Source organism: Streptomyces sp. NPDC027672, from assembly GCF_055566335.1.
In genome coordinates, this window is the sequence record NZ_JBVHSO010000003.1 from 171,161 (window position 1) to 193,990 (window position 22,830).

22 protein-coding genes are annotated in these 22,830 nt (G+C 74.1%); 13 read left to right on the top strand and 9 right to left on the bottom strand.

Annotated elements, in window-relative coordinates:
• Window positions 1–157: 157 nt before the first annotated feature.
• The 3 genes from ACZ4SV_RS09065 to ACZ4SV_RS09075 all read right to left on the bottom strand — a co-directional run bounded on the left by ACZ4SV_RS09065 (window position 158) and on the right by ACZ4SV_RS09075 (window position 3,000).
• Window positions 158–847, bottom strand: a complete 690-nt coding sequence (locus tag ACZ4SV_RS09065) for an HAD family hydrolase (protein ID WP_468002734.1) — start codon at window positions 845–847, stop codon at window positions 158–160.
• A 10-nt stretch (window positions 848–857) separates the two neighbouring features.
• Window positions 858–1,607: a phosphatase PAP2 family protein gene (locus ACZ4SV_RS09070; protein ID WP_468002736.1), complete on the bottom strand. Its 750-nt coding sequence runs from the start codon at window positions 1,605–1,607 to the stop codon at window positions 858–860.
• 841 nt (window positions 1,608–2,448) lie between these two features.
• Window positions 2,449–3,000, bottom strand: coding sequence for a DUF5134 domain-containing protein (locus ACZ4SV_RS09075; RefSeq protein ID WP_365873542.1), 552 nt, complete (start codon window positions 2,998–3,000; stop codon window positions 2,449–2,451).
• A gap of 189 nt (window positions 3,001–3,189) precedes the next feature.
• Here ACZ4SV_RS09075 and ACZ4SV_RS09080 point away from each other — a divergent pair, with 189 nt between their 5' ends.
• Together ACZ4SV_RS09080 and ACZ4SV_RS09085 are read left to right on the top strand one after the other, a co-directional pair.
• Window positions 3,190–4,884, top strand: a complete 1,695-nt coding sequence (locus ACZ4SV_RS09080; RefSeq protein ID WP_468002738.1) for an FUSC family protein — start codon at window positions 3,190–3,192, stop codon at window positions 4,882–4,884.
• Entirely contained in the window at window positions 4,881–5,585 is a 705-nt protein-coding gene (locus ACZ4SV_RS09085) for a MarR family winged helix-turn-helix transcriptional regulator (RefSeq protein WP_468002740.1), read from the top strand. Before ACZ4SV_RS09080 ends, ACZ4SV_RS09085 begins: the two co-directional genes overlap by 4 nt.
• 158 nt (window positions 5,586–5,743) lie before the next feature.
• Here ACZ4SV_RS09085 and ACZ4SV_RS09090 read toward each other — a convergent pair whose 3' ends face one another.
• From ACZ4SV_RS09090 to ACZ4SV_RS09100, 3 genes are all read right to left on the bottom strand, one after another.
• The gene (locus ACZ4SV_RS09090; protein ID WP_468002742.1) at window positions 5,744–7,234 is read right to left on the bottom strand and encodes an alpha/beta hydrolase family protein; all 1,491 of its coding nucleotides are present in this window, start codon (window positions 7,232–7,234) and stop codon (window positions 5,744–5,746) included.
• Between the two features lie 139 nt (window positions 7,235–7,373).
• A complete protein-coding gene (locus tag ACZ4SV_RS09095) occupies window positions 7,374–8,426 on the bottom strand; it encodes an aldo/keto reductase (RefSeq protein WP_365879425.1) in 1,053 nt (350 codons plus the stop codon).
• Window positions 8,427–8,570: 144 nt separating this feature from the next.
• A complete protein-coding gene (locus tag ACZ4SV_RS09100) occupies window positions 8,571–8,963 on the bottom strand; it encodes a VOC family protein (protein WP_468002744.1) in 393 nt (130 codons plus the stop codon).
• Window positions 8,964–9,053: 90 nt separating this feature from the next.
• On the opposite strand from ACZ4SV_RS09100, the gene ACZ4SV_RS09105 reads away from it, so the two are divergent.
• Window positions 9,054–9,620 carry a GNAT family N-acetyltransferase gene (locus tag ACZ4SV_RS09105; protein ID WP_365879429.1) on the top strand — a complete coding sequence of 189 codons (567 nt, stop codon included), beginning with the start codon at window positions 9,054–9,056 and terminating at the stop codon, window positions 9,618–9,620.
• Here ACZ4SV_RS09105 and ACZ4SV_RS09110 read toward each other — a convergent pair.
• Complete coding sequence (locus ACZ4SV_RS09110) at window positions 9,610–10,293, bottom strand: glycerophosphodiester phosphodiesterase (RefSeq protein ID WP_365879431.1); 684 nt, start codon at window positions 10,291–10,293, stop codon at window positions 9,610–9,612. The genes ACZ4SV_RS09105 and ACZ4SV_RS09110 overlap by 11 nt on opposite strands.
• 405 nt (window positions 10,294–10,698) lie before the next feature.
• On the opposite strand from ACZ4SV_RS09110, the gene ACZ4SV_RS09115 reads away from it, so the two are divergent.
• The 4 genes from ACZ4SV_RS09115 (at window position 10,699) to ACZ4SV_RS09130 (ending at window position 14,623) form a co-directional block, all read left to right on the top strand.
• Window positions 10,699–12,096 (top strand): DUF6421 family protein, encoded by a 1,398-nt coding sequence (locus ACZ4SV_RS09115; RefSeq protein ID WP_468002747.1) that lies wholly within the window; start codon window positions 10,699–10,701, stop codon window positions 12,094–12,096.
• Window positions 12,097–12,143: 47 nt separating this feature from the next.
• Complete coding sequence (locus tag ACZ4SV_RS09120; RefSeq protein WP_468003374.1) at window positions 12,144–12,890, top strand: SDR family NAD(P)-dependent oxidoreductase; 747 nt, start codon at window positions 12,144–12,146, stop codon at window positions 12,888–12,890.
• Window positions 12,887–13,957 (top strand): threonine aldolase family protein, encoded by a 1,071-nt coding sequence (locus tag ACZ4SV_RS09125; RefSeq protein ID WP_468002749.1) that lies wholly within the window; start codon window positions 12,887–12,889, stop codon window positions 13,955–13,957. The genes ACZ4SV_RS09120 and ACZ4SV_RS09125 overlap by 4 nt, the downstream gene beginning before the upstream one ends.
• Before the next feature lie 75 nt (window positions 13,958–14,032).
• The gene (locus tag ACZ4SV_RS09130; protein WP_468002751.1) at window positions 14,033–14,623 is read left to right on the top strand and encodes a transglutaminase-like domain-containing protein; all 591 of its coding nucleotides are present in this window, start codon (window positions 14,033–14,035) and stop codon (window positions 14,621–14,623) included.
• 82 nt (window positions 14,624–14,705) lie between these two features.
• Here ACZ4SV_RS09130 and ACZ4SV_RS09135 read toward each other — a convergent pair whose 3' ends face one another.
• Window positions 14,706–15,434 carry a lysophospholipid acyltransferase family protein gene (locus ACZ4SV_RS09135; RefSeq protein ID WP_365879439.1) on the bottom strand — a complete coding sequence of 243 codons (729 nt, stop codon included), beginning with the start codon at window positions 15,432–15,434 and terminating at the stop codon, window positions 14,706–14,708.
• Window positions 15,435–15,783: 349 nt separating this feature from the next.
• Between ACZ4SV_RS09135 and ACZ4SV_RS09140 the strand changes: the two genes are divergently transcribed.
• The 5 genes from ACZ4SV_RS09140 (at window position 15,784) to ACZ4SV_RS09160 (ending at window position 20,360) form a co-directional block, all read left to right on the top strand.
• Complete coding sequence (locus tag ACZ4SV_RS09140; RefSeq protein ID WP_365879441.1) at window positions 15,784–16,116, top strand: thioredoxin family protein; 333 nt, start codon at window positions 15,784–15,786, stop codon at window positions 16,114–16,116.
• Window positions 16,117–16,324: 208 nt separating this feature from the next.
• The gene (locus ACZ4SV_RS09145) at window positions 16,325–16,834 is read left to right on the top strand and encodes a flavin reductase family protein (protein ID WP_365879443.1); all 510 of its coding nucleotides are present in this window, start codon (window positions 16,325–16,327) and stop codon (window positions 16,832–16,834) included.
• 216 nt (window positions 16,835–17,050) lie between these two features.
• Complete coding sequence (locus tag ACZ4SV_RS09150; RefSeq protein ID WP_468002754.1) at window positions 17,051–17,836, top strand: electron transfer flavoprotein subunit beta/FixA family protein; 786 nt, start codon at window positions 17,051–17,053, stop codon at window positions 17,834–17,836.
• 52 nt (window positions 17,837–17,888) lie between these two features.
• Window positions 17,889–18,851, top strand: a complete 963-nt coding sequence (locus tag ACZ4SV_RS09155; RefSeq protein ID WP_468002756.1) for an electron transfer flavoprotein subunit alpha/FixB family protein — start codon at window positions 17,889–17,891, stop codon at window positions 18,849–18,851.
• Between the two features lie 210 nt (window positions 18,852–19,061).
• Window positions 19,062–20,360, top strand: coding sequence for a DUF6986 family protein (locus ACZ4SV_RS09160; RefSeq protein WP_397939413.1), 1,299 nt, complete (start codon window positions 19,062–19,064; stop codon window positions 20,358–20,360).
• Window positions 20,361–20,435: 75 nt separating this feature from the next.
• On the opposite strand, the gene ACZ4SV_RS09165 is transcribed toward ACZ4SV_RS09160, so the two are convergent.
• Entirely contained in the window at window positions 20,436–21,485 is a 1,050-nt protein-coding gene (locus ACZ4SV_RS09165) for a LacI family DNA-binding transcriptional regulator (RefSeq protein ID WP_468002758.1), read from the bottom strand.
• A gap of 244 nt (window positions 21,486–21,729) precedes the next feature.
• Between ACZ4SV_RS09165 and ACZ4SV_RS09170 the strand changes: the two genes are divergently transcribed.
• Entirely contained in the window at window positions 21,730–22,683 is a 954-nt protein-coding gene (locus ACZ4SV_RS09170; RefSeq protein ID WP_468003376.1) for an ROK family protein, read from the top strand.
• Window positions 22,684–22,830 lie beyond the last annotated feature (147 nt).

The following is a 22,830-nucleotide window of genomic DNA, read 5'->3' on the forward strand; positions in this document are numbered from 1 at the left end:
CTGCCAGCCAACTATACTCAACGCACCGGGGCACCCGTGTGTTCGGGATCGCCCGGGGCAGCCGTCCGTCTGGGGCGACGCGGGGGATCGTCTCAGACGGACGGCGCCGGACTTCCGGCCGTCTCGGCGCGTCCGCTCCGGCCCGCCGACCGCGGGCTCAGCCCACCAGGTCCAGCACCGGCAGCAGCGCGTCCGGGCGCCGGTCCACGGGCAGGTGGTCCACGAAGCGGACCCGGCAGCCGAGCGCGGCGGCGCCGCCGTCCGCCACCTTGTTGTCGCCGACCATCAGCACCCGGCGCGGATCCGCGCCGAGCGCCTCGCAGGCCACCGAGAACAGCCGCGGATCCGGCTTCTGCACGCCGTGTTCGTACGACAGCGTGTACGTGTCCACGTAGGCGTCGAGCCCGTGGGCGCGGAACACCGGCCGCAGGTCCCAGCCGATGTTGCTGACCACGCCGACGCCGATCCCGCGCTCGCGCAGCGTGCGCAGCACCTCGGCAGCGTCGGGGTACGGGGTCCACGCGGCCGGCGACATGTGCCGCTCGTACAGGGCGTCGTGCAGCCCGGGATCGGGCAGCGGCACCCGGCGGGACAGACCCGTGTACGCGGCCCGGTGCAGCCGCGCGCTCTCGTCCCGGACCGCCCACAGGCCGGCGAGGTCCGCCGGTACCCGCACCGGCGCCGCGCCTCCCGGCAGCGCGCCGGCCGTCTCCAAGGCCCGGGCGGCGCGGGCGAGTTCGGGTTCGGCGAGTACGTGTCCGGTCTCGTCCAGCACCGCGCGCAGCCAGGTTTCGACGGGCTCGATGCGAAACAGCGTCCCGGAGAAGTCGAACAGTACGGCGGTCATTTGCGGGACTCTACCGGCGGCCCGGCGGTCGCGTCCGGCGGTCGCGCGGCCGTTCGTACACCAGCACGGCCAGCGCCACCAGCAGCGCTCCGAACAGCCACCCGCCGAGCACGTCCGAGGCCCAGTGGACGCCCAGCCACACCCGGGTCACGCCCACGCCGGCCACCGAGACGAGCGCCACCCCCACCGCCGTACGCCACAGGGCCCGGCCCGGGGCGTGACGGCGCAGCAGCCACAGCAGCAGGCCGCAGACCACGGTGGCGGTCAGCACGTGTCCGGACGGGAAGGCCGCGTAGTGGGCGGAGTCGACGGGATCCGGCCAGACCGGGCGGGGCCGGCCGACGGCGGCCTTCAGCGACTGCTGCACGAGCGCCGCCAGCGCACAGGTCGCCGCCAGCCACAGCGCCGTCCACCAGGCCGCGCGGCGCCAGACCAGCCACCCGGCCGCCGCCGCGCACACCAGACGCATGGTCAGCGGGTCCCACACCCAGTCCGTCAGCAGCCGGAACAGATGGGTCACCTCGCGGTCGCGGACCGCCCAGCGGTGGGTGGCGCGGGCGATGGCGCCGTCCAGGGCGAACAGCGGATGCCAGCGCGCCGCGACGAGGACGAGCAGCAGGACCGAACAGCCACCGAGGACCACGGCGAGGCAGCCGGCCGCACGGGCCGCGTCCGGTGAGCCGGGGGGCGGCTCGGCGCCGGGGGCCGGTGGAGGGCCGGGGGGCGGCGCGGGCGGGGGAGCGGTGGGGCGATCGCGCATGCCGCGATCCTTGTCGATACGACGACCCGGTCCAAGCCCGGCGGGGCCGAAAGCCACCGCGAGCGACCGAGAGCGACCGACGGCGGGGGCGGCCGGTGGAGGTGCGGGGGCACGGTCGGCTGCTCGCTCGTGTGCCTCGCCGGCGGCAGCGGGGTGCCGCCATGCAAGGTGGCCGGGTCGGGTGCGGCCGGCGGGGATGTGGGGGGCGCTCGGTCACTTGTCGGTTTGTCTTGCCGGTAGCGGCGGGGTGCCGCCACGGCAGGGCCCGCCGGATCGGGAACGGCGGCGGGTGCGGGGGCGCGGCCGGTCGCTTGCCGGTGTGTCTCGCCGGTGGCAGCGGGGTGCCGCCACGTGGGAGGGGCCGGATGCGGCGCGCTTGGCGGGGGTGCGCGGGGGCGGTCGGCCGGTCGCCTCACCGGCGACGGCGGGGCGCCGCAGGCGGCGGCCGCCGCATCGGGAGCGGCGGCGGGTGCGGGGGCGCGGCCGGCTGCTCGCTGGTGTGCCTCACCCGTGGCAGCGGGGTGCCGCCATTCGGGGCGGCCGGATCGGGAACGGCGCCGGGCGCAGGGGGGCGGCCGGCCACTCGCTGGTGTGCCTCGTCGGCGGCAGCGGGGTGCCGCCATGCGGGTCGGCCGGGTCAGGAGTGGCTGGCGGGGGTGCGCGGGGGCGGTCGGCCGGTCGCCTCACCGGCGACGGCGGGGCGCCGCAGGCGGCGGCCGCCGCATCGGGAGCGGCGGCGGAGCGGTCGGCCGCACGCCGGGCCGCCGTGCCGGTGGCAGTGGTGCCGGCGTCGGGCGGCGGTGGCCGTGGTCGCGCCGGGGCGCCCGGCGCGCGCGGGTGTTCACATGGTCAGCAGCATCGCCACCATGCCGATCCCCATCGACAGCCGGCACGCCTGGGCCAGCTCCGGGCGGTCGCCCCAGCCGGCCGGTCCGGGCCCGCCCGCCGGGACCGCCGCGGGCACCAGCCGGGCGCCGGACAGCAGCACATAGCCGGTGAAGTACAGCAGGAGCGCGCCGGTCAGCAGTGGTACGCCCGTGCCGCCGTGATGATGGTGGGCGGCGGGCGGGGCCACGGTCATCGCCACCGCCATGTAGACCATCGCCGCGCTGCCCACCAGATGGTGCAGATGGCGGGAGCCGTCGCGCGCGGTCCACAGCGCCCGCAGGGCCGCCGCGCCGAACACGGCCGCGTACACCGGCCACGCCCACCGCGGCGGGGTGAACACGGCCGCCGGCACGGCCATCGCGGCCATGCCGAAGCCCATCAGCGCCTCGCCGCCCGCGGCCCGGCGCTGCTCCTCGACGCCGCTGCGCATCCGCAGCAGGCAGTAGGCGCCGGTCACCGCGCACAGCGCCACCAGCAGCCAGGCGGTCGACACCGGTCCGTGCACGCGTACCTCCCCGCTCGACGGTCCGCCCAGGGATGCTCCGAGGACGCTCCAGGGGGTGCGATGCCCCACGCGGACGGAGCGCACGCGAGCGCAAGGATGTACGCGGGGAGCATGCGGGGGAGCACGCGCCGTGACCGCCCCCGCCCGGCCCAATTATTTCACTGGTAAAACACGTGCTAAATTATTGGTATGAGCAGTACCTCCCCCCACCGTCTTCCCCTGGCCGGAGTCCTCCGCCTCGGGCGTCCCTCCGACATCTGGTTCAAGCCCGCGCTGAGCGTCGTCGCCGCGGTCGCCCCGCCCAACCTCACGCTGCTCGCACTCGGCCGCCTCGATCTCGCCATGTACACCATGGCCGGATCGCTGTGCGCGCTCTACGCCCACAACCGGCCCTACCCCGCCCGGGCCCGCGTCCTGGCCTGGGTGGTGCTCGGCATGGTCGGCGGCCTCGCCGTGGCCCTGCTCGCCGCGGCGCTGACCACGAGCGCCGTCGTCCTCGTCACCGTCGGCGCCGTCCTCGCCGCGGTCCAGAAGACGGTGTGCGACGCCACCCGGATCGGACCGCCCGGCAATGTGGTCCTCACCTTCATCAGCTCCGCCTCGCTCTTCGCGCCGCAGACCGCCGGCCAGCTCCCCGGCCACCTCGGACTGGCCCTCGCCGCGGGCGCCTGGGCCTGGCTGGTCGGCATGGCACCCGGGCTGCTGCGCCCGCACGGTCCCGAGCGGCGCGCCACCGCGCAGGCCCTGAACGCCGCCGCCGCGTACGCCGGCACCCGCGGCACCGCAGAAGGGCACGCCCGGGCCCGCGCCGCGTGCGCCGCCGCGATCCACGCCGCCTGGCAGACGCTGCTCGCCGCCGGCGCCCGCCCCGACCGCACCCGCCGCGCCCTCGAACAGCTCCTCGTGCGCGCCGAGGTCGCCCTCGCCGCCCCCGCCGACACCGACCCGGAGCGGCTGCGCGGCTGGGCCCGGGAGCTGCGCGGCACCGGCCGGGTCCCGGGCGTCGAGCCGCCCCGCGAGTCCGCCGACGAACTCCTCGGCGTGGCCGCCGAACAGGCCGTACCGCCCCGCTCGCTGCGCCACCGCCTCGCCCCGCTGGCCCCCCTCGCCGTCCGCACCGCGCTCGGCTGCGCCCTCGCCGGGTACGCCGCGCTCGCCCTCGGCGTCGGCCGCCCCTACTGGGCGCTGGTCACCGCGGCCTCCCTCTACCAGGCCAACGTCACCCTCACCTGGAACCGGGGCGTCCAGCGGGTCGTGGGCAACCTCGTCGGGGTCCTCGTCTTCGCCGCCCTCGCCCCGCTCGCCCATCTGCACCCCGCCGCCCTGGTGCTGTGCTCGCTCGCCCTGAACTTCGGCGCCGAGGCGCTCATCGGCCGCAACTACTGGCTGGGCAGCGTCTGCGTCACCCCGATGGCCCTGCTGATCACCGAGTTCGCGCGCAGCCAGAACCCGGCGGAACTGATCACCGACCGGGTCGTGGACACCCTCGTCGGCGCCCTGGTCGGCTTCGCCGCCGCCGTCGCCGTCACCAACCGGCGGGCCGGCGACCGCCTGGAACACGCGCTGACCGCGGCCGACCGCGCCCGCGAGAGCGCCGCCCGCCTGCTCACCGAGCCCCGCCCGGCGCCCCGCGCCCTGGAGTCCGCCCGCCGCACGCTCGCCGCCGCCCTGGTCGACCTGCGCGCCACGGCCGACGCCGCCGCCGGCGAGTGGTGGCAGCGCGCCCTGCCCGGGGAGCGGGTCGTGCTCACCGAGCAGGCCGGACACCGTACGCTCGCCGCGACGGTACGGCGTCAGGGGCTCGTACCGCGGGACGAGGACCGGGACCCGGCGGGCGACCGCGGCCGGGAACCGGGCAGGACGACGGAGGACATACGGCCATGACGGCGCCGCACGGCGGACCGACGCCCGGCAGCGACGCGCCCCACACCCGACCCGCACCCGGCACCGATGCCGCGCCGACCGGCACCCGACCCGCACCCGGCACCGATGCCGCGCCGGTCGGCACCCAAGCCGTGCCCACCGGCACTGATGCCACGTCGCCCGGCACCGATGCCGTACCGACCCGCACCGGTCCGGCCGGTACCGACACCGTCTCCGCCGTCGTCCGCCAGTGGCGGGCCGTCCACCCGGAGCTGGACACCGGCCCCATGGAGGTCATCGGCCGGATCAACCGCTGCGCCGCCCTCCTCCAGCAGGCCGAGGACGCCCCGCTGCGCCGGGCCGGCCTGAGCCGCGCCGAGTTCGACCTGCTCGGCGCGCTGCGCCGCACCGGACACGAGCTGACCCCGGGCGAGCTGGCCCGGGAAACCTTCTCCTCGGGGGCCGCCGTCACCAAGCGGCTCAAGCAGCTGACCGAGCGCGGTCTGGTCGATCGGCGCGGCGACACCCGTGACCGGCGCGTCGCCCACGTCCGTCTCACCGACGCCGGGCGAGACCTGGTCGACGGCATCCTGCCCGAGCAACTCGCCTACGAGACCGCCGTACTGTCCGTCCTGGCTCCGGACGGCCAAGGCGAACTGGCGGGCCTGCTCGCCGGGTTGCTGGGCCGCCTGGAGAGCCGGACGGGCGCGCTGCGCACCTGACGCCGCCCGGCCGCCTGGCCGTCCTCCGGATGACGGCGCGCGCGGCCGGACAGGCCCACGGCCTCTCGCCGGGACCGGACCGGTCGGTGGATCCCGGCGGGGTGACGCGTCGCTCCGGTACGGGACCGGCCGTTCGCCGGCCGCCGGGGCACGGCCGGTCAGCGGGTGCCGTCCGGGCGGTGGACGGTCAGATCGCCGTGGGCCGACAGCACGCCGGCCAGGTCAACGGGGCGGTGCCGCAGGGTGGCGTCCAGGAAGGCGAGCGTCGTCGCGGCGACGACGCGCGGGCTCTCCGCGCGGCCCAGTGAGCCGACCACGGAGGGCACGGGCGGCAGGTACAGGGGGCCGTCCATGAAGGTGAGGTGCGCGGCGCCGGGGACGGTGAGCCGGTAGCTCGTCGCGGTGCTGTGCTCCAGGGCGCTGGTGAGGCGGGGCAGGTAATCCGGGTCCGTCGCGGGCGTGATGGCCTGGGTGAGCGCGAGGGCCGGCCGGCGGAGGGCGGGGGAGGCGGGGCCGTGGGGGTAGCCGTCCAGGTCGATGACGGCGTCGAACCGGCGGTCCTGGCGGGCTGCCTGCAGCGCGGCGGCACCGCCCATGGAGTGGCCGGTGACCGCGACCCGGCCGGTGTCCAGGCGTCCGGCCAGCGGGCCGGCTGCTCCGCCCCGGCCCGGGTGTTCCAGCCGGGTGAGGACGAAGCGGAGGTCGGCGGCCCGGACGGCCGTCCAGCGGGCCGCCAGCCTGCCGTCCTCGTCCCGGTCCCCGGAGGACGTGGTCCTGGAGCGGATCGTCCGCCCGTCGGCGAGCACGACGGCCGCGGAGTCGTACGGGTGGTCGAGCGCGGCGACCACGTAGCCGTGGCTGGCGAGTTCCTCCGCCCAGGCGGTGTTCTGGGTCCGCACTCCGCCCGACCCGGGGGAGAACAGCACGACCGGGAACCGTCCGCCCCCGCCGGCCACCGGGGCGTCGGACACCGCGTGGGTGTGCGCCCGCGGCACGCCGTCCACCAGGAAGCCGGGCAGGCCGGCGCCGCGGGCGAGGGCAGCGGAGACGATGCGCGCCTCGTGCTCCGTGCGCCCGAGGTACCGGGCCCGCCGCATGCCTGCCGGGCTCTTCCGCGCGGGGTACCAGAGCTGGACCACGACCGTGCGCCGGTCGTGCGGATCGGCGGTGAAGCTCTCGGGGCGGTGCGGGTCGGTCCACTGCACCACGCGGGTGCCGACCGCGAAACGGCCCGACGGCTCGGGGAACACGGGCACGGGAAACGCCCAGGCGGCCACCGGACCCGCGGCGATCAGGCCCACGCACGCCGCCGACCCCGGCAGCGCCAGCCACCACCGGGCCCGCCACGCCGGCCGGCCGGTACGGCGCCGCAACCACGGGGAGAGGGCGAACGGCGCCGCGACGGCGGCGCCCGCCAGGACCGGCGCCATCTGCCAGCGCATCCCCGTCACGCTCAGCACGATCGCGGCCGGCACGAGAACCACCCCCGCCGCCAGCGTCACGCGCGGGCGGGCCGCGCCGGGAAGCCAGCGCGCCGCCACCAGCGCTACGGCACCCAGCACGGCAAGCAGTTCCAGGGGCGACAGGTACAGCCCCGCGATGATCTCGGTCACCCGGCCATCCTCACGGCGGGGCACGCCCGGCCACATCGGCCCAGGGTCGCCCTCGCACGCGCCCCCGGTCACCCTTGAGGACCCGTCCCGGGTGCGACCACGGTCGCACCCGGACACCTCGCCGTACGACCGCGGTCGCACCCGGCACCGGGCCGCCCGGACCGGCCGCCGGGCGTCAGAGGACGTCGTGCACGGTACGGCGGTAGGCGGAGCGGCGGTCCTCGATGTCCGGCCAGCGGTCGCCGTACACGTTGCGGGTGATGGGCGGCTCGCGCAGGAAGTCGTGCGGGAAGCCCAGCGGGACCGCGCTCACCTCGTCCAGCCGGGCCCGGGCGTCCGCGTCCAGCCGGACGCCGGTGCTCGCCAGGTTGTCCGCGAGCTGCTCGGGCCTGGTGGCCGACACGATCGGCACGACGTTCCCGGGCCGGCCGAGCAGCCAGGCCAGGGCCACCTGCGCCGGACTCCAGCCGCCCGCCTCGGCGACCTCCACGACCGCGTCGACGATGCCCTCCTCCCACGCCTGTGGCCGCTCTCCCAGCGTGTCCAGCCGGCCCCGCTCCCCGCGCCGGTACTTCCCGGTGAGCAGGCCCGCCGCCAGCGGCGCCCAGGCGAACACGGCGAGGTCGAACGCCCGGGCCTGGGGCAGGAGTTCGCGCTCCACGGTCCGCTCCAGCAGGCTGTAGCGCAGCTGCGAGCCCGCGAAGCACGTCCAGCCGCGCAGCTCCGCGAGGGTGTTGGCCTGCGCGATCTCCCAGGCCGGCCAGTCCGATACGCCGATGTGGAGCACCTTGCCCGCGCGCACCATGTCGTCCAGGGCGCGCATCACCTCCGGCACCGGCGTGAAGTTGTCCCGGGCGTGCACCCAGAGCACGTCGAGCCGGTCGGTGCGCAGCCGGCGCAGGCTGTCCTCGACCGACCGCACGAGGTTCCCGCGGTGGTTGCCCGCGGAGTTGGGGTCGCCGTCGCGGGTGGCGCAGGTGTACTTGCTGGCCAGCACGAACCGGTCGCGGCGCCCGGTGAGCAGTTCGCCGAGGATCCGCTCGGAGCTGCCCGAGGTGTAGATGTCGGCGGTGTCCACGAAGTTGCCGCCGGCGTCGGCGTAGGCGTCGAGGATCCGGGCGCTGGTGTCCTTGTCGGCACCCCAGCCCCAGTCCTCCCCGAAGGTCATGGTGCCCAGCGCCAGTTCGCTGACGCGCAGGCCGGTCCGTCCGAACAGCGTGTACTTCACGGGTGGTTCCCTCTCCGCAGATGGTCGGCTACGACGCTAGGAGCTGGAGCGCCCTCGAAGGCAAGCCCGCCGCCCGGTCCCGCGCGCCTCGCGACCGCGGGCGGTCCGGCCGGACCGCCCGCCACCAGGCCCCGCTTGCCGTCCCTAGATGCCCGGCCGGTACCGCAGCGGATGGTCCGCGGGGATCTCCACCAGAACGATCCGCGTGCCGTCCGGGTCGGTGATCCACATCTCGATCAGGCCCCACGGCTCCCGCACCGGCGGCCGTACGATCTCCACACCCCGGGCCCGCAGCTCCTCGGCCGCGACCGCCACGTCCTCGACCTGCAGCCACAGCCGCACCGCGGGCGAGGGCGGGACGTCGGACCGGCCGGACAGCTCCAGGAAGCCGCTGCCGAGGAAGTAGACCGTGCCGCGCTCGGGGCCGGTTCCGAACTCGCGGTGGACGGAGAGGCCGAGCTGCTCGCCGTAGAAGGCGCGGGAACGCTCGGGATCGGTGGGCCGGAGCAGGGTCCGGCTGCTGAGTACATGCACCATGCGGGCCGAGCCTAGTCGCAGCGCTACCCTCTTCGGGGCCCCGGCCACGCCCGAGCCGGTGCCGCGCACCCGAGATCGGAGACCCTCCCCATGGACACCCCCGCCACCGCACTCGCCTTCCGGGACGCCACCGCCGCCGACGTGGACGCCCTCGTCGCGCTGGTCGAGTCGGCGTACCGGGGTGACAGCAGCCGGGCCGGGTGGACCACCGAGGCGGACATCCTGGACGGCCAGCGCACCGACCCCCAGGGCGTGCTCGACGTGATCGAGTCGCCCGGCAGCCGGCTGCTCACCGTCGAGCAGGACGGCCGGATCGTCGCCTGCTGTCAGCTCGAACACCGCGGTGACCACGCCTACTTCGGGATGTTCGCGGTGAGCCCCGCCCTCCAGGGCGCCGGTCTGGGCAAGGCGGTCCTGGCGGAGGCGGAGCGCCGGTGCCGGCAGACCTGGGGCGTCACGGAGATGCACATGACGGTGATCTCCGTACGGGAGGACCTGATCGCCTGGTACGAGCGCCGCGGCTACCGCCGTACGGGACAGACCTCCCCGTTCCCGTACGGCGACGAGCGCTTCGGCATCCCGCTGCGCGCCGGCCTCCGGTTCGAGCTGCTGGTCAAGAAGCTCAACGGAGCCTTCACCGAGCCGCCTAGGCGGTGAAGCGCCCCGTGCGCTTGATCTCCGGGTAGTCGGTCGTCGCCCCGTCCAGTTCCAGGGCGCGGACCAGCCGCAGCTGGTCCTGGGTGTTGACCACCCAGCCGATGATCCGCAGCCCGGACGCGCGGGCGTGCTCGACGATCTCCAGGGTGAGCCGGCGGATGTTCAGGCACAGGGTCGCCGCGCCCGCCGCGACCGCGCGGTCCACCACGTCGGTGCCGTACCGGCTCGCGACCAGCGCGGTGCGCACACCCGGCACCAGCCGCGCGATCTCGGCCACCGCCTCGTCGTGGAACGAGGAGACCTCCACCCGCGCGGTCAGGTCCCGCGCGCGCAGCACCCCGGCCAGCGCCCGCGCCGCCGCCACATCCTTGATCTCGGCCTGCACCGGTGTGCGCACCGCCTCCAGCACCTCCTCGAACACCGGGATCCGCTCGCCGCGGCCCGCGTCCAGGGTGCGCAGCTCCGCGAGGGTCTTCTCGGCGATCAGGCCGGACCCGTCGGTCGTCCGGTCCACTTCCGCGTCGTGCATGACGACCAGGGCACCGTCCTTGCTCAGGTGCAGGTCGAGTTCGATCAGATCGAGGCCGGCCTGCTGCGCGGCGACGAAGGAACGGAGGGTGTTCTCGGGCTCGACGCCCATGACCCCGCGGTGACCGATGGTAAGGAAGTTCAAGGTTCAACTCGCTTCCGTCGACGGCGGCTCGGCGACGCGCGGACCGACGGACCCGGTGGCGGACGCCCTCGTCCACGCGGCAAGGCCGCAGCCTAGTGGCCGCACCGGGCGTTGGACCCGTGGCTGCGCCGGGCATTCGGGAGCCGGGGCAGGCGCCAGTTGGCCGGTATCCGCCCTGGCCGTCACCCTCCGGTGGGCGCGTCCTACGCTCCCTTGACCGACGGATGTCCCGGCCGCCCGCGAGCCCGGGGCCTTTGCTGAAGTGAGTGCCGTCACGGTTTGCGGCAGGAAAAACATCGGTGACCAAGGGGTTCGGCAGAATAATTTCCCGATCGAGCTCTTGCTGAGGGTAACGGGGTATGCATACGGTGTCTCCACGCGAGGTTCTCCCGTGGAGGATGGGACATGACGGAAATTCTTGTGCGGCCGGGTTCGGAGGAGCGGGTTCCTCCGCTGAGCAGGGTGGTCGAGCACCCGGCCTGGGCGGTGCTCAAGGATGCCGTGGAGCAGATCCGGCCATGGCAGTCGCAGGACGGATCGATCGACTTCGCCGCCGAGGACGCCCCGCCGCGGGCCGACGCCGTGGCGGCCGTCGAGCGGGTCGCCGGCGCGGTCGAGGAGCTCTCCCCGCTGGTCCCGCACGACGCCGCGTACCACCAGGCCCTGGTGCGGGACCTGCGCCGCTGGGCCGACGGCGGCTTCGAGGTGCCGGACTTCCTGGACTCCCTGCTGGCCTTCCAGCCCGCCGCCCACCGCGAGGACGGCCTCCAGCACCTGGTCGTCTTCCCGATGTACACGCAGAACGGCAACCCGGACCGCAATCTGGAGGCGGTCGTCCTGCGCATGGTGTGGCCGGAGTGGCTGGCCGAGCTGGAGCGCACCCGCTACGACAACCCGCTCTTCTGCGGCATCAGGTTCGAGGACTTCACCGCCGGCTACGACACCAACTCGGCGGTGCTCTTCCCGGAGACCATCGCCGTCCGCCAGGCACCGGAACGGTTCTCCTGGGGCGGCATCTTCTGCGACCGCGAGGCCGCCCGCTTCCGCCGGGTCACCGAGGCCGCCGTGGACATCCTGGGCCTGGAGCTGCCCGAGGACATCGCCGCGATGGTCCGCGACCAGAAGCGCTGCGAAGACGCCTTCGTCCTGTGGGACATGGTCCACGACCGCACCCACAGCCACGGCGACCTGCCGTTCGACCCGTTCATGATCAAGCAGCGCCAGCCGTTCTGGATGTACGGCCTGGAGGAGCTGCGCTGCGACCTCACCACCTTCAAGGAGGCCGTCAAGCTGCAGGCGGACGGCGTCCCGCAGGGCCGTGACGTGCAGTACGCGGTGCTCTTCGACCGCGTCTTCCGCTTCCCGGTCACCGGCGACCGCGTCCGCAACTACGACGGTCTCGGCGGCCAGCTGCTCTTCGCCTACCTGCACCGGCACGACGTCATCCGGTGGACCGACAACAAGCTCTCCCTCGACTGGGAGCGCGCCCCGCAGGTCACCAACCAGCTCTGCGCCGAGATCGAGAAGCTCTACCGGGACGGCATCGACCGCCCGAAGCTGGTGCACTGGCTCGCCGGCTACGAACTGGTCTCCACCTACCTCGCCCCGCACCCCGGCTCCACGTGGGCCAAGGGCCCCGACGCCCTGGACCTGACCCTGCCGCCGCGCAAGCTGGTGGACGACGTGCTTCCGGACGAGTTTCCGCTGAGCATGTTCTATGAGGCGCTCGGCAAGAAACTGAAGAACGTGATCGCCTCCACCAAGGGCATCACGGCGGACAGCGCCGAGCGGATCGCCGCGTGAGCGGCCACGCCCGCGGCACGGACACGGTGCAAGAGGGGACGAACATGGTGGGCAACGGGGTTCTGAGCGGTGCGGTGATCGCGGTGGCCGGCGCGGGCGGACCGGCCGGACGCGCGGCGCTGATCCGGCTCGCCGAGGCGGGCGCGGTCGTCGTCGGCGCCGACAACAACCCGGAGCGGCTCGCGGAGGCCGTCGACGCGGCCCGCTACGCCCGTGGCGGCGCCACGGTCACCGGCGAGACCGTCGACCTGCTCGACCTGGAGTCCACCCGGGACTGGGCCGCGCGGATCGAGAAGGACCACGGCCGCGTGGACGGCCTGGTCCACCTGGTCGGCGGCTGGCGCGGCGGCGCCGCCTTCGGCGACACCGACCTGGCCGACTGGGACCTGCTGGAGAAGCTGCTCGTCCGCACCGTCCAGCACACCTCCCTCGGCTTCTTCGACGCGCTCCAGCGCGGCGACCGCGGCCGGTACGTACTGATCAGCGCCGCCGGCGCGACGAAGCCGACGGCGGGCAACGCGGCGTACTCCGCGGCCAAGGCGGCGGCGGAGGCCTGGACGCTCGCGATGGCCGACGGCTTCCGCAAGGCCGGGGGCGAGGCGGGCCCGCGCGCGGCGGCTACGATCCTGGTGGTGAAGGCGCTGGTGCACGACGCCATGCGCGCCGAACGCCCCAACGCGAAGTTCGCGGGCTTCACGGACGTCACGGACCTGGCCGAGGCCGTCGAGGGCGTCTGGCACAAGCCCGCCGCCGAAGTGAACGGAAACCGTCTGTGGCTGACCGAGAAGCCGTGAACCCTCCCAGGACCGACGCGCGTCGCCACCACGACCCGCGGGTCCGCGGTTTCGCCAGTGACAACTACGCCGGAGCCCACCCCGAGGTGCTGGCCGCCCTGGCCCTGGCCAACGGCGGCCACCAGGTGGCGTACGGCGAGGACGACTACACCGACCACCTCCAGCGGATCGTCCGCAGCCACTTCGGCGCCACCGCCGAGGCCTTCCCGGTCTTCAACGGCACCGGCGCGAACGTGGTCGCGCTCCAGGCGGTCACCGACCGCTGGGGCGCGGTGATCTGCGCCGAGAGCGCGCACATCCACGTGGACGAAGGCGGCGCCCCCGAGCGCATGGGCGGACTGAAGCTGCTCACCGTGCCCACGCCCGACGGCAAGCTCACCCCGGAGCTGATCGACCGGCAGGCGTACGGCTGGGAGGACGAGCACCGCGCGATGCCGCAGGTCGTGTCGATCACCCAGTCCACCGAGCTGGGCACCCTCTACACGCCCGGGGAGATCCGCGCGATCTGCGAGCACGCCCACGCGCACGGCATGCGGGTGCACCTGGACGGCTCCCGGATAGCCAACGCCGCCGCCTCCCTGGACGTGCCCATGCGGACGTTCACCAACGCGGTCGGCGTCGACATCCTCTCGCTGGGCGGCACGAAGAACGGAGCCCTGTTCGGCGAGGCCGTCGTCGTCCTGAACCAGGACGCCGTACGGCAGATGAAGCACCTGCGCAAGATGTCGATGCAGCTCGCCTCGAAGATGCGCTTCGTCTCCGTGCAGTTGGAGGCCCTGCTCGCCAAGGACCTCTGGCTGCGCAACGCCCGGCACGCCAACGAGATGGCCCAGCGGCTCGCCGAGGGCGCCCGCGCGGTGCACGGCGTGGAGATCCTCTACCCGGTACAGGCCAACGGCGTCTTCGCCAGGCTCCCGCACGACGTGAGCGAGCGGCTGCAGCAGCGGTTCCGGTTCTACTTCTGGGACGAGGCCGCCGGAGTGGTGCGCTGGATGTGCTCCTTCGACACCACGGACGAGGACGTCGACGCGTTCGTGGCGGCTCTGAAGGAGGAGATGGCCCGCTAGCCAGCTCTGCATAGGTATGCGATCACCCGAAAAATCATTGACGTTCGGGTGATCGCTTTCCTATGCTCTGCGGGCATGGAGCTGATCCAGAGCACAGCCGACCTGTCCGCGTACCTCGCCGCCGACGAGGCCGTCGACCACCACCACCCGGTGGTCCGGAAGACCGCCGCGCGCCTCGCCGCAGGAGCCGCTGACTCGTATGACTATGCACGCGCCGCCTATGAATTCGTCCGGGACACCCTCACGCACTCCGCGGACTCCGGCGACCTCCGCGTCACCTGGCGCGCCTCCGACGTGCTGACCCTCGGCACCGGCGTCTGCCACGCCAAGTCCCACGCCCTGGCCGCCCTGCTGCGGGCCGAGGACATCCCGACGGCCCTGTGCTACCAGCGTCTGGCCGACGGCGAGGGCGGTCACCTGCTGCACGGGCTGATCGCCGTCCGCTTCCACGGCGCCTGGCACCGGCAGGACCCGCGCGGCAACAGACCGGGCGTCGACGCCCAATTCTCGCTGGACGGCGAACGGCTGGCCTGGATCCCGGACCCCGCGGCCGGGGAGAGGGACTATCCGGCCCTGTACGCCGCCCCGCACCCGGCCGTCCTCACGGCCCTGCGCACCGCCGCCGACCGGCGGCACCTGTGGAAGACGCTCCCGGACAGCCTCTGAGGCCGTAGCCCTCGCGGCGGGCAGGCCATGGGCCGGCCCGCCCCACCGCGTGCGCCGGCGCCGCGGCCGGGCGCCTCGGGGCTCAGCGGACCTCGACCGCGCGCAGCTCCTGTGCCGTGGGTGCCGAACCGCCCAGGTGCGACGGCAGCCACCAGGTGTCCTCCGGGCCCTTGGGGTGGCCCGGGTAGGCGCGCTGGGCGGCCTCCAGCAGTTCCTGGACGCGCTCGCGCAGCCGGCGGGTGATGGCGCCGGCGTACTGGTCGCGGGGTGCCTCCACCGCCTCGCCGACGCGGATGGTCACGGGCAGGTGGCTGCGCTTGAAGTTGCGGGGGTGCCCCTTCGTCCACAGCCGCTGCGTGCCCCACACCGCCATCGGGATCAGCGGGACGCCCGCCTCCTGGGCCAGCCGGGCCGCACCCGACTTGAAGCTCTTCAGCGTGAACGACTGCGAGATCGTCGCCTCCGGGAACACCCCGATGATCTCGCCGGAACGCAGCGCGTCCAGCGCGTGCGCGTACGCCGCCTCGCCCTGCCCGCGGTCCACCGGGATGTGCTTCATCCCGCGCATCAGCGGCCCGGAGATCCGGTGCCGGAAGACGGAGTCCTTCGCCATGAAGCGCACCAGGCGCTTCTGCGGCAGCGCCGCCAGGCCGTTGAAGATGAAGTCCAGGTAGCTGATGTGATTGCTCACCAGCACGGCGCCGCCCGAGCGAGGGATGTTCTCCGACCCACGGCAGTCGATGTTCAGGTCCCAGACCTTGAACAGCGTCTTGGCGAAACCGATGACGGGACGGTAGACCAGCTCTGCCATGGGCGGGGTGGACCCTTTCTGCTCTGCTCGGGAAAGGGAGGGCTCCCGGCGGGAAGTTACGCGGCCGTAGGTTTTACGGCGTCTCGCAGATCGTGCCCGAAGAACGCACGGGTAGCCAGTCCTGGTGCCTCGCGGCGGCGAGATCCTCGTCACGTCGGCCTACATTCCGCCCCGGCTCCCTCCCCTTCCCCTCCCTCCCCTTCCCTTCTTTTCCCTTCTTTTCTTCCCTCTTCGCCGCGGGCGGGAATCTTCGCGGCCCCGCGACTGCTGGTGCTGAGGGAGACCGGACCGGTGGCGCGCCCGCGCGGGTGCCCGCCGTACTGAGCCGCAGCGGCGGCGGAACGGGAGAGTGCGGGTGTGCGGGCGCGACGACGGCAAGCGGCTCGGGGCGGCCGAACTCGGCGTGGAACCAGGGCGGCGCGCCACGCTGGTTCAGTTCTCCAGCGCCTTCTGCGCGCCCTGCCGGGCCACCCGGCGGGTGCTGCGCGAAGTCGCCGGGATGGTCCCGGGCGTGACCCACGTCGAGATCGACGCGGAGGCCCACCTGGACCTCGTGCGCGCGCTGGAGATCCGCGCGACGCCCACCGTCCTGGTCCTGGACGCCGGCGGACGCGTGGTGCGGCGCGCCACCGGACAGCCCCGCAGGGCCGACGTCATCGCGGCCCTGGGACAGGCCGTCTGAGCGTGCCTCAGCGGACGGTGCGCCCGCTCGCGGACCGCGGACCCCGCTTGACTGCACGGCTCACCTCTCGTCAACCTGACCGTATGCCGACAGAACTCCTTCTCTACGGGCGGGTGCACATCGACCTCGCCCGCACCGCGAGCGCGCGCTGTCCCGTCCGTTGAGCACCCGCGATCCCGCTCGTGACCTCCGGCAGAAGGACGATTCCATGACGGCCACGCCCGACCTCGGCACCCCTCAGCTCGCCTCCCCGGACCTGCTGCGCTCCACCTTCCGCCGGCATGCCGCCGGTGTCGCGGTGATCACCGCGCGCGGCGCCCGCGGACCGGTCGGCTTCACCGCCACCTCCCTCACCTCCGTCTCCGCGGAGCCGCCGATGGTCTCCTTCGGCATCGGCACGGGCGCCTCCAGCTGGCCCGCCATCGCCGAGGCCGACCACGTCGGCGTGCACATACTCGGCGAGCACCAGAGCGAGCTGGCCGCCACCTTCGCGCGCAGCGGCGCCGACCGCTTCGGCGCGCCCACCGCCTGGCGGGAGGGCCCGGAGGGCGTGCCGGTGCTGGGCGACGTGCTCGCCTGGCTGGTGTGCCGGATCGTCGGCCGGGTCCCCGCCGGCGACCACCGGATCGTGCTCGCCGAGGTCGTCCTCGGCGATCCCTCGGGCGCCGGCCGCCCGCTCCTCTACCACCAGGGCCGCTTCGGCGGCCTGCGGGATTGATCACCCCGCCGCCCCCTGCGAGACCGTCGGGTTCCGGTTACGCTGCGTTGCGAAGGTCACAGTTCAAAGCGCTTGCTTAGCGGGCAGGAACTGGGTGTACTGACGAGTAATATCTCGTTCGGAGCGCGCGGACGCCCCGACCGGGATCGGCCGCTTCAGGCGCCTATGCTGCCTGCAAGAGGCAGCCCGAACAGACGATGCAGTAGGAGAGCCGGCGTGAGCTTGAGGATCGTTGTCACTGTGAAGTACGTGCCCGACGCCACTGGCGACCGGCACTTCGCCGATGACCTGACCGTCGACCGCGACGACGTGGACGGTCTGCTCTCCGAACTGGACGAGTACGCGGTCGAGCAGGCGCTGCAGATCGCGGAGAACGCGGACGACGCCGAGGTCACCGTGCTGACGGTCGGCCCCGAGGACGCCAAGGACGCGCTCCGCAAGGCCCTGTCCATGGGTGCCGACAAGGCGATCCACGTCGAGGACGACGACCTGCACGGCACCGACGCCATCGGCACCTCCCTGGTGCTGGCCAAGGCGATCGAGAAGGCCGGCTTCGACCTGGTCGTCTCCGGCATGGCCTCCACCGACGGCACCATGGGCGTCGTGCCCGCGCTGGTCGCCGAGCGTCTGGGCGTCCCGCAGGTCACCCTGCTGTCCGAGGTCTCCGTCGAGGACGGCGTGATCAAGGGCCGCCGTGACGGCGACGCCGCCTCCGAGCAGCTCGAGGCGCAGCTCCCGGCCGTCGTCTCCGTGACCGATCAGTCCGGCGAGGCCCGCTACCCGTCCTTCAAGGGCATCATGGCGGCCAAGAAGAAGCCGGTGGAGTCCTGGGACCTGTCCGACCTGGACATCGAGGCCGAGGAAGTCGGCCTGGACGGCGCCTTCACCAAGGTCGAGTCCGTGACCGAGCGCCCGGCGCGCACGGCCGGCACCATCGTCAAGGACGAGGGCGAGGGCGGCAAGCAGCTCGCTGAGTTCCTCGCGGGCCAGAAGTTCATCTAGGCCCGGCCCCCGCTGACCGCCCCTCAACTTCGTTACGCAGGAGAGCAATCCCATGGCTGAAGTCCTCGTCTACGTCGATCACGTGGACGGTGCCGTCCGCAAGCCCACGCTGGAGCTGCTGACCCTGGCCCGCCGTATCGGCGAGCCCGTCGCCGTGGCCCTGGGCAACGGCGCCGCCGACACCGCGAGCACCCTCGCCGAGCACGGTGCGACCCGTGTGCTGACCCACGAGGCGTCCGAGTACGCCGACTACCTGGTCGTGCCGAAGGTGGACGCCCTCCAGGCCGCCGTCGAGGCCGTTTCCCCGGCCGCCGTGCTGGTGCCGTCCTCCGCCGACGGCAAGGAGATCGCCGCCCGCCTCGCGCTGCGCCTCGGCTCCGGCATCATCACCGACGCCGTCGACCTGGAGGCCGGCGAGGAGGGCCCGGTGGCCACCCAGTCGGTGTTCGCCGCCTCCTTCACCACCAAGTCCCGCGTCGTCAAGGGCACGCCGGTCATCACGGTCAAGCCGAACAGCGCGGCCGTGGAGGCCGCCCCGGCCGCCGGCGCGGTGGAGTCCCTGTCGGTGTCCTTCTCGGACCAGGCGACCGGCACCAAGGTCACCGGCCGTACGCCGCGTGAGTCGACGGGCCGCCCGGAGCTGACCGAGGCCGCGATCGTGGTCTCCGGCGGCCGCGGTGTGAACGGCGCGGAGAACTTCGCGGTCATCGAGGCGCTCGCCGACTCCCTCGGCGCGGCCGTCGGCGCCTCCCGCGCCGCGGTGGACGCGGGCTGGTACCCGCACACCAACCAGGTCGGCCAGACTGGCAAGTCCGTCTCGCCGCAGCTGTACATCGCCAACGGCATCTCGGGCGCGATCCAGCACCGGGCCGGCATGCAGACCTCGAAGACGATCGTGGCCGTCAACAAGGACGCGGAGGCCCCGATCTTCGAGCTGGTCGACTTCGGCGTGGTCGGCGACCTGTTCGACGTCGTGCCGCAGCTCACCGAGGAGATCAAGACCCGCAAGGGCTGAGCCGCGTCGTAGCCGTACGAGGCCCCCGGGACCGCGCTGCCGGTCCCGGGGGCCTCGTGTCGTCCCGGGTGCCGCGCCCGCTGCGGGGGTACGCGGATGCCGAGCCGGTCCCGCCGTGTCTTCCTTCCGCTGTTGACCAGCGGGAAGTTGCCCGATAACTTCGCCATACGGATTGTTGATTCCATAAAGCGGAAAGTTGGAGGGTGTGGGATGGGTCAGCAGGAGAACGTGGCGACGAGCCTCGCGGGCGCCGTCAGCGAGGAGATCAGCGCTTCTCTCGCCTCGGTCGACGCGGAGCTGGAGCGCCGCTACCCCGGGGACCCGGGAACCCGGCAGCCCGTCCACACCGTGTACGTGCCCGGGGACGCCTTCGCCGCCGACACCATCCGCTCCTGGGGCGACCAGGCGCTCGCGCTGCTCGACGCGCACGCCCCGGACGCCGCCTCCTTCGCGGCCGTGCTCGGACTCTCGGAGGAACTGGCCGAACCGGTCTACTCCCGCGTCCGCGCCAAGCTGGAGCGCGAGCCCGTCGAGGACCTGCGCGTCGACTTCGAGGACGGCTACGGCCCCCGGCCCGACGCGGAGGAGGACGAGACGGCCGCCCGCGCCGCCCGGCTGATCGCGCGGGCGTACGCCGACGGCACGGCGGCGCCGTACATGGGCATCCGCATGAAGTGCATGGAGGCCCCCGTACGCGACCGGGGCATCCGCACCCTCGACGTCTTCCTCACCACGCTCATGGAGTCCGGCGGCCTGCCCGAGGGCCTGGTCCTCACCCTGCCCAAGGTGACCTACGCCGAGCAGGTCGGCGCCTTCGTCCGGCTGCTGGAGGCCTTCGAGAAGGCGCACGGCCTGGACGCCGGCCGCCTGGGATTCGAGATCCAGATCGAGACCAGCCAGTCCATCCTCGCCACCGACGGCACCGCCACGGTCGCCCGCATGATCCAGGCCGCCCAGGGCCGCGCCACCGGGCTGCACTACGGCACCTTCGACTACAGCGCCTGCCTCGGCGTCTCCGCCGCCTACCAGGCCAGCGACCACCCGGCCGCCGACCACGCCAAGGCGATCATGCAGGTCGCGGCGGCCGGCACGGGCGTCCGCGTCTCGGACGGCTCCACGAACGTCCTGCCCGTCGGCCCCACCGCGAAGGTCCACGACGCCTGGCGGCTGCACTACGGCCTCACCCGCCGCGCCCTCGCCCGCGCCTACTACCAGGGCTGGGACATGCACCCCGGCCACATCCCCACCCGCTACGCGGCCGTCTTCGCCTTCTACCGCGAGGGCTTCGAGCAGGCCGCGGGCCGCCTCGCCCGGTACGCCAACCGCGCCGGCGGCGACGTCATGGACGAGCCCGCCACTGCCAAGGCACTCAGCGGCTATCTGCTGCGCGGCCTGGACTGCGGCGCGCTGGACGTCGCCGAGGTGGCCCGCCTCAGCGGCCTGACCCGGGCCGACCTGGAAGCCTTCGCCTCCCCCCGCCGCGGCGACCTGACGGCCTCCGCGCAGTGACCGCCGGCCGGGGCTCATCCGTGAGGTGAGGCGGGCGGGCCCCGGCGGCTCCTTCGTCTCCGGCCGCCTGGCCGCTCAGTGCGCCGGGGGCAGTTCTCCCGAGCCGCGGGTGATCAGGCGGGTGGGGAGCTCGATGCGCTCCGGGGCGAGGAGGGTGCCGTCGAGCTGGCGGAAGAGGCGCTCGGCCGCGGTACGGCCGAGGGCCGCCGCGTCCTGGGCGACGACCGTGACGCCCGGCTGGAGCAGATCGGCCAGCTCGATGTCGTCGAAGCCGACGAACGCGATCCGGCGGGACTGCTCGGCCAGGACCCGGACGACGGTGACCGTCACCCGGTTGTTGCCGGCGAAGACCGCCGTCACGGGATCGGGCCCGGACAGCATCTCCTCGGTCGCCCGGCGCACCCGCTCCGGGTTCGTCACACCGAGCGACATCCAGCGCGGCTCGACGGTGATGCCGGCGTCCTCCATGGCCGCCCGGTAGCCGCGCAGCCGCTCCGCGGCCGTGTGGATCCGCGGCATGTCGCCGATGAACCCGATCCGGCGGTGGCCGTGCGCGAGGAGATGGGCGACGCCGTCGCGGGCGCCGCCGAAGTTGTCGGACAGGACCACGTCGGCGTCGATCCGGCCGGCCGGGCGGTCCACGAACACGGTCGCCACCCCGGCCCGGATCTCCGGCTCCAGATACCGGTGGTCGTCACCGGCCGGGATCACCACCAGGCCGTCCACCCGCCGCGCGCACAGCGCCAGCGCCAGTTCCCGCTCGCGCTCGGGGTCCTCGGCGCTGGAGCCGTTGATCAACAGGGCGCCGTGGGCACGGGCCACCTCCTCGACGGCGCGGCTGAGCGGGCCGTAGAACGGGTCGGCGAGATCCTCCAAGACCAGTCCGATGCTCGCGGTCCGGCCCTTGCGCAGCACCCGTGCGCTGTCGTTGCGGCGGAAGCCGAGCGCGTCGATCGCCTCCTGCACCCGGCGCTCGGTGTCCGGGGTGACCCCGGGCTCGCCGTTGACCACCCGGGAGACCGTCTTCAGACCGACACCGGCGCGCGCCGCCACGTCCTTCATCGTCGGGCGGTTGCCGTACCGGTTGCCGGAAAGGCGGTCTGCGCGGCGGGTGGTCTCGGGCACGATGCGCTGTCCTGTCTCTCGTCCGTCTCGCCCACGGAAGGTGCGGGACCGACGGGCTGGCTCGCCCACGGAAGGTGCGGGATCCGTGCGCTTGTATGAGGATGTGGCGTCGAGCATAGAGCCTGGACAACGTTGTCAGATGCGGGAGAGACTGTCCACCGCGCTTCTCCGGCCTGCGCCCCCACCGCTTGACCGGCCTGACGCTGTGTGGTTCTCAAGCCTTTCGACGGGGAGATCTGACGTGATGCACACCGACCTCGTGGCGGCCCTGGACATCGGGGGCACCAAGATCGCCGGCGCGCTGGTGGACGGCGACGGACGGATCCTGGCCCGCGCCCAGCGTCCGACGCCCGCCCGGCAGGACGGCGAAACGGTCATGCGGGCCGTCGAGGAGGTGCTCGGCGACCTCGCCGGGTCGCCCCTGTGGGGACGCGCCGGCGCGGTCGGCATCGGCAGCGCCGGCCCGGTGGACGCCTCGGCGGGCACTGTGAGCCCGGTGAACGTGCCGGGCTGGCGGGACTTCCCGCTGGTCGACCGGGTGCGGGCGGTCACCGGGGGCCTGCCGGTCGAGCTGATCGGCGACGGGGTCGCGATCACGGCGGCCGAGCACTGGCAGGGCGCCGCGCGCGGCCACGACAACGCGCTGTGCATGGTGGTCTCCACGGGCGTCGGCGGCGGTCTGGTGCTCGGCGGCCGGCTGCACACCGGACCCACAGGCAACGCCGGACACATCGGCCACATCAGCGTCGACCTCGACGGCGACCCCTGCCCGTGCGGCTCGCGCGGCTGTGTGGAGCGCCTCGCCAGCGGGCCCAACATCGCCCGCCGGGCCCGGGAGCGGGGCTGGCGTCCCGGCCCCGACGGCGACACCTCGGCCGCCGCGGTGGCCGCCGCCGCCCGCGCGGGCGACCCGGTCGCCGTGGCCTCCTTCGAACGGGCCGCGCAGGCGCTGGCGGCCGGTATCGCGGCCACCGCGACCCTGGTGGAGATCGACATCGCGGTGATCGGCGGCGGGGTCGGCAAGGCCGGCGAGATCCTGTTCACCCCGCTGCGCAAGGCCCTCGCCGGCTACGCGGCCCTGTCCTTCGTCCGGCGGCTCACCGTCGTCCCCGCACGGACCGGCACCGACGCGGGCCTGGTCGGCGCCGCCGCGGCAGCACTGACCCGCAGCCCGGCCGAACCGGTGGCAAGCCGCTAGCGCCGGCCGGCCGGCCGGGGCTGGCGGGCGCGGCTGTGCTGGCGCGCCGCGCCGTGGTCCGGCGGGCACGGGTGCCCTGGTGCCGTGCCGTGGTCCGGCGGGGCGTCGGGTGCGGGACCGGGGTGCGGTCACCGGCCGGCCCCCGGG

What these genes read in the sequence shown, in the direction of transcription:
- ACZ4SV_RS09105 (WP_365879429.1), top strand. Translation starts at nt 9,054, where the DNA reads ATGGACACCCCCGCCACCGCACTCGCCTTCCGGGACGCCACCGCCGCC.
- ACZ4SV_RS09160 (WP_397939413.1), top strand. Translation starts at nt 19,062, where the DNA reads ATGGGTCAGCAGGAGAACGTGGCGACGAGCCTCGCGGGCGCCGTCAGC.
- ACZ4SV_RS09145 (WP_365879443.1), top strand. Translation starts at nt 16,325, where the DNA reads ATGACGGCCACGCCCGACCTCGGCACCCCTCAGCTCGCCTCCCCGGAC.
- ACZ4SV_RS09090 (WP_468002742.1), bottom strand. Translation starts at nt 7,234, where the DNA reads ATGTGGCCGGGCGTGCCCCGCCGTGAGGATGGCCGGGTGACCGAGATC.
- ACZ4SV_RS09135 (WP_365879439.1), bottom strand. Translation starts at nt 15,434, where the DNA reads ATGGCAGAGCTGGTCTACCGTCCCGTCATCGGTTTCGCCAAGACGCTG.
- ACZ4SV_RS09170 (WP_468003376.1), top strand. Translation starts at nt 21,730, where the DNA reads ATGCACACCGACCTCGTGGCGGCCCTGGACATCGGGGGCACCAAGATC.
- ACZ4SV_RS09155 (WP_468002756.1), top strand. Translation starts at nt 17,889, where the DNA reads ATGGCTGAAGTCCTCGTCTACGTCGATCACGTGGACGGTGCCGTCCGC.
- ACZ4SV_RS09065 (WP_468002734.1), bottom strand. Translation starts at nt 847, where the DNA reads ATGACCGCCGTACTGTTCGACTTCTCCGGGACGCTGTTTCGCATCGAG.
- ACZ4SV_RS09070 (WP_468002736.1), bottom strand. Translation starts at nt 1,607, where the DNA reads ATGCGCGATCGCCCCACCGCTCCCCCGCCCGCGCCGCCCCCCGGCCCT.
- ACZ4SV_RS09080 (WP_468002738.1), top strand. Translation starts at nt 3,190, where the DNA reads ATGAGCAGTACCTCCCCCCACCGTCTTCCCCTGGCCGGAGTCCTCCGC.
- ACZ4SV_RS09085 (WP_468002740.1), top strand. Translation starts at nt 4,881, where the DNA reads ATGACGGCGCCGCACGGCGGACCGACGCCCGGCAGCGACGCGCCCCAC.
- ACZ4SV_RS09100 (WP_468002744.1), bottom strand. Translation starts at nt 8,963, where the DNA reads ATGGTGCATGTACTCAGCAGCCGGACCCTGCTCCGGCCCACCGATCCC.
- ACZ4SV_RS09130 (WP_468002751.1), top strand. Translation starts at nt 14,033, where the DNA reads ATGGAGCTGATCCAGAGCACAGCCGACCTGTCCGCGTACCTCGCCGCC.
- ACZ4SV_RS09115 (WP_468002747.1), top strand. Translation starts at nt 10,699, where the DNA reads ATGACGGAAATTCTTGTGCGGCCGGGTTCGGAGGAGCGGGTTCCTCCG.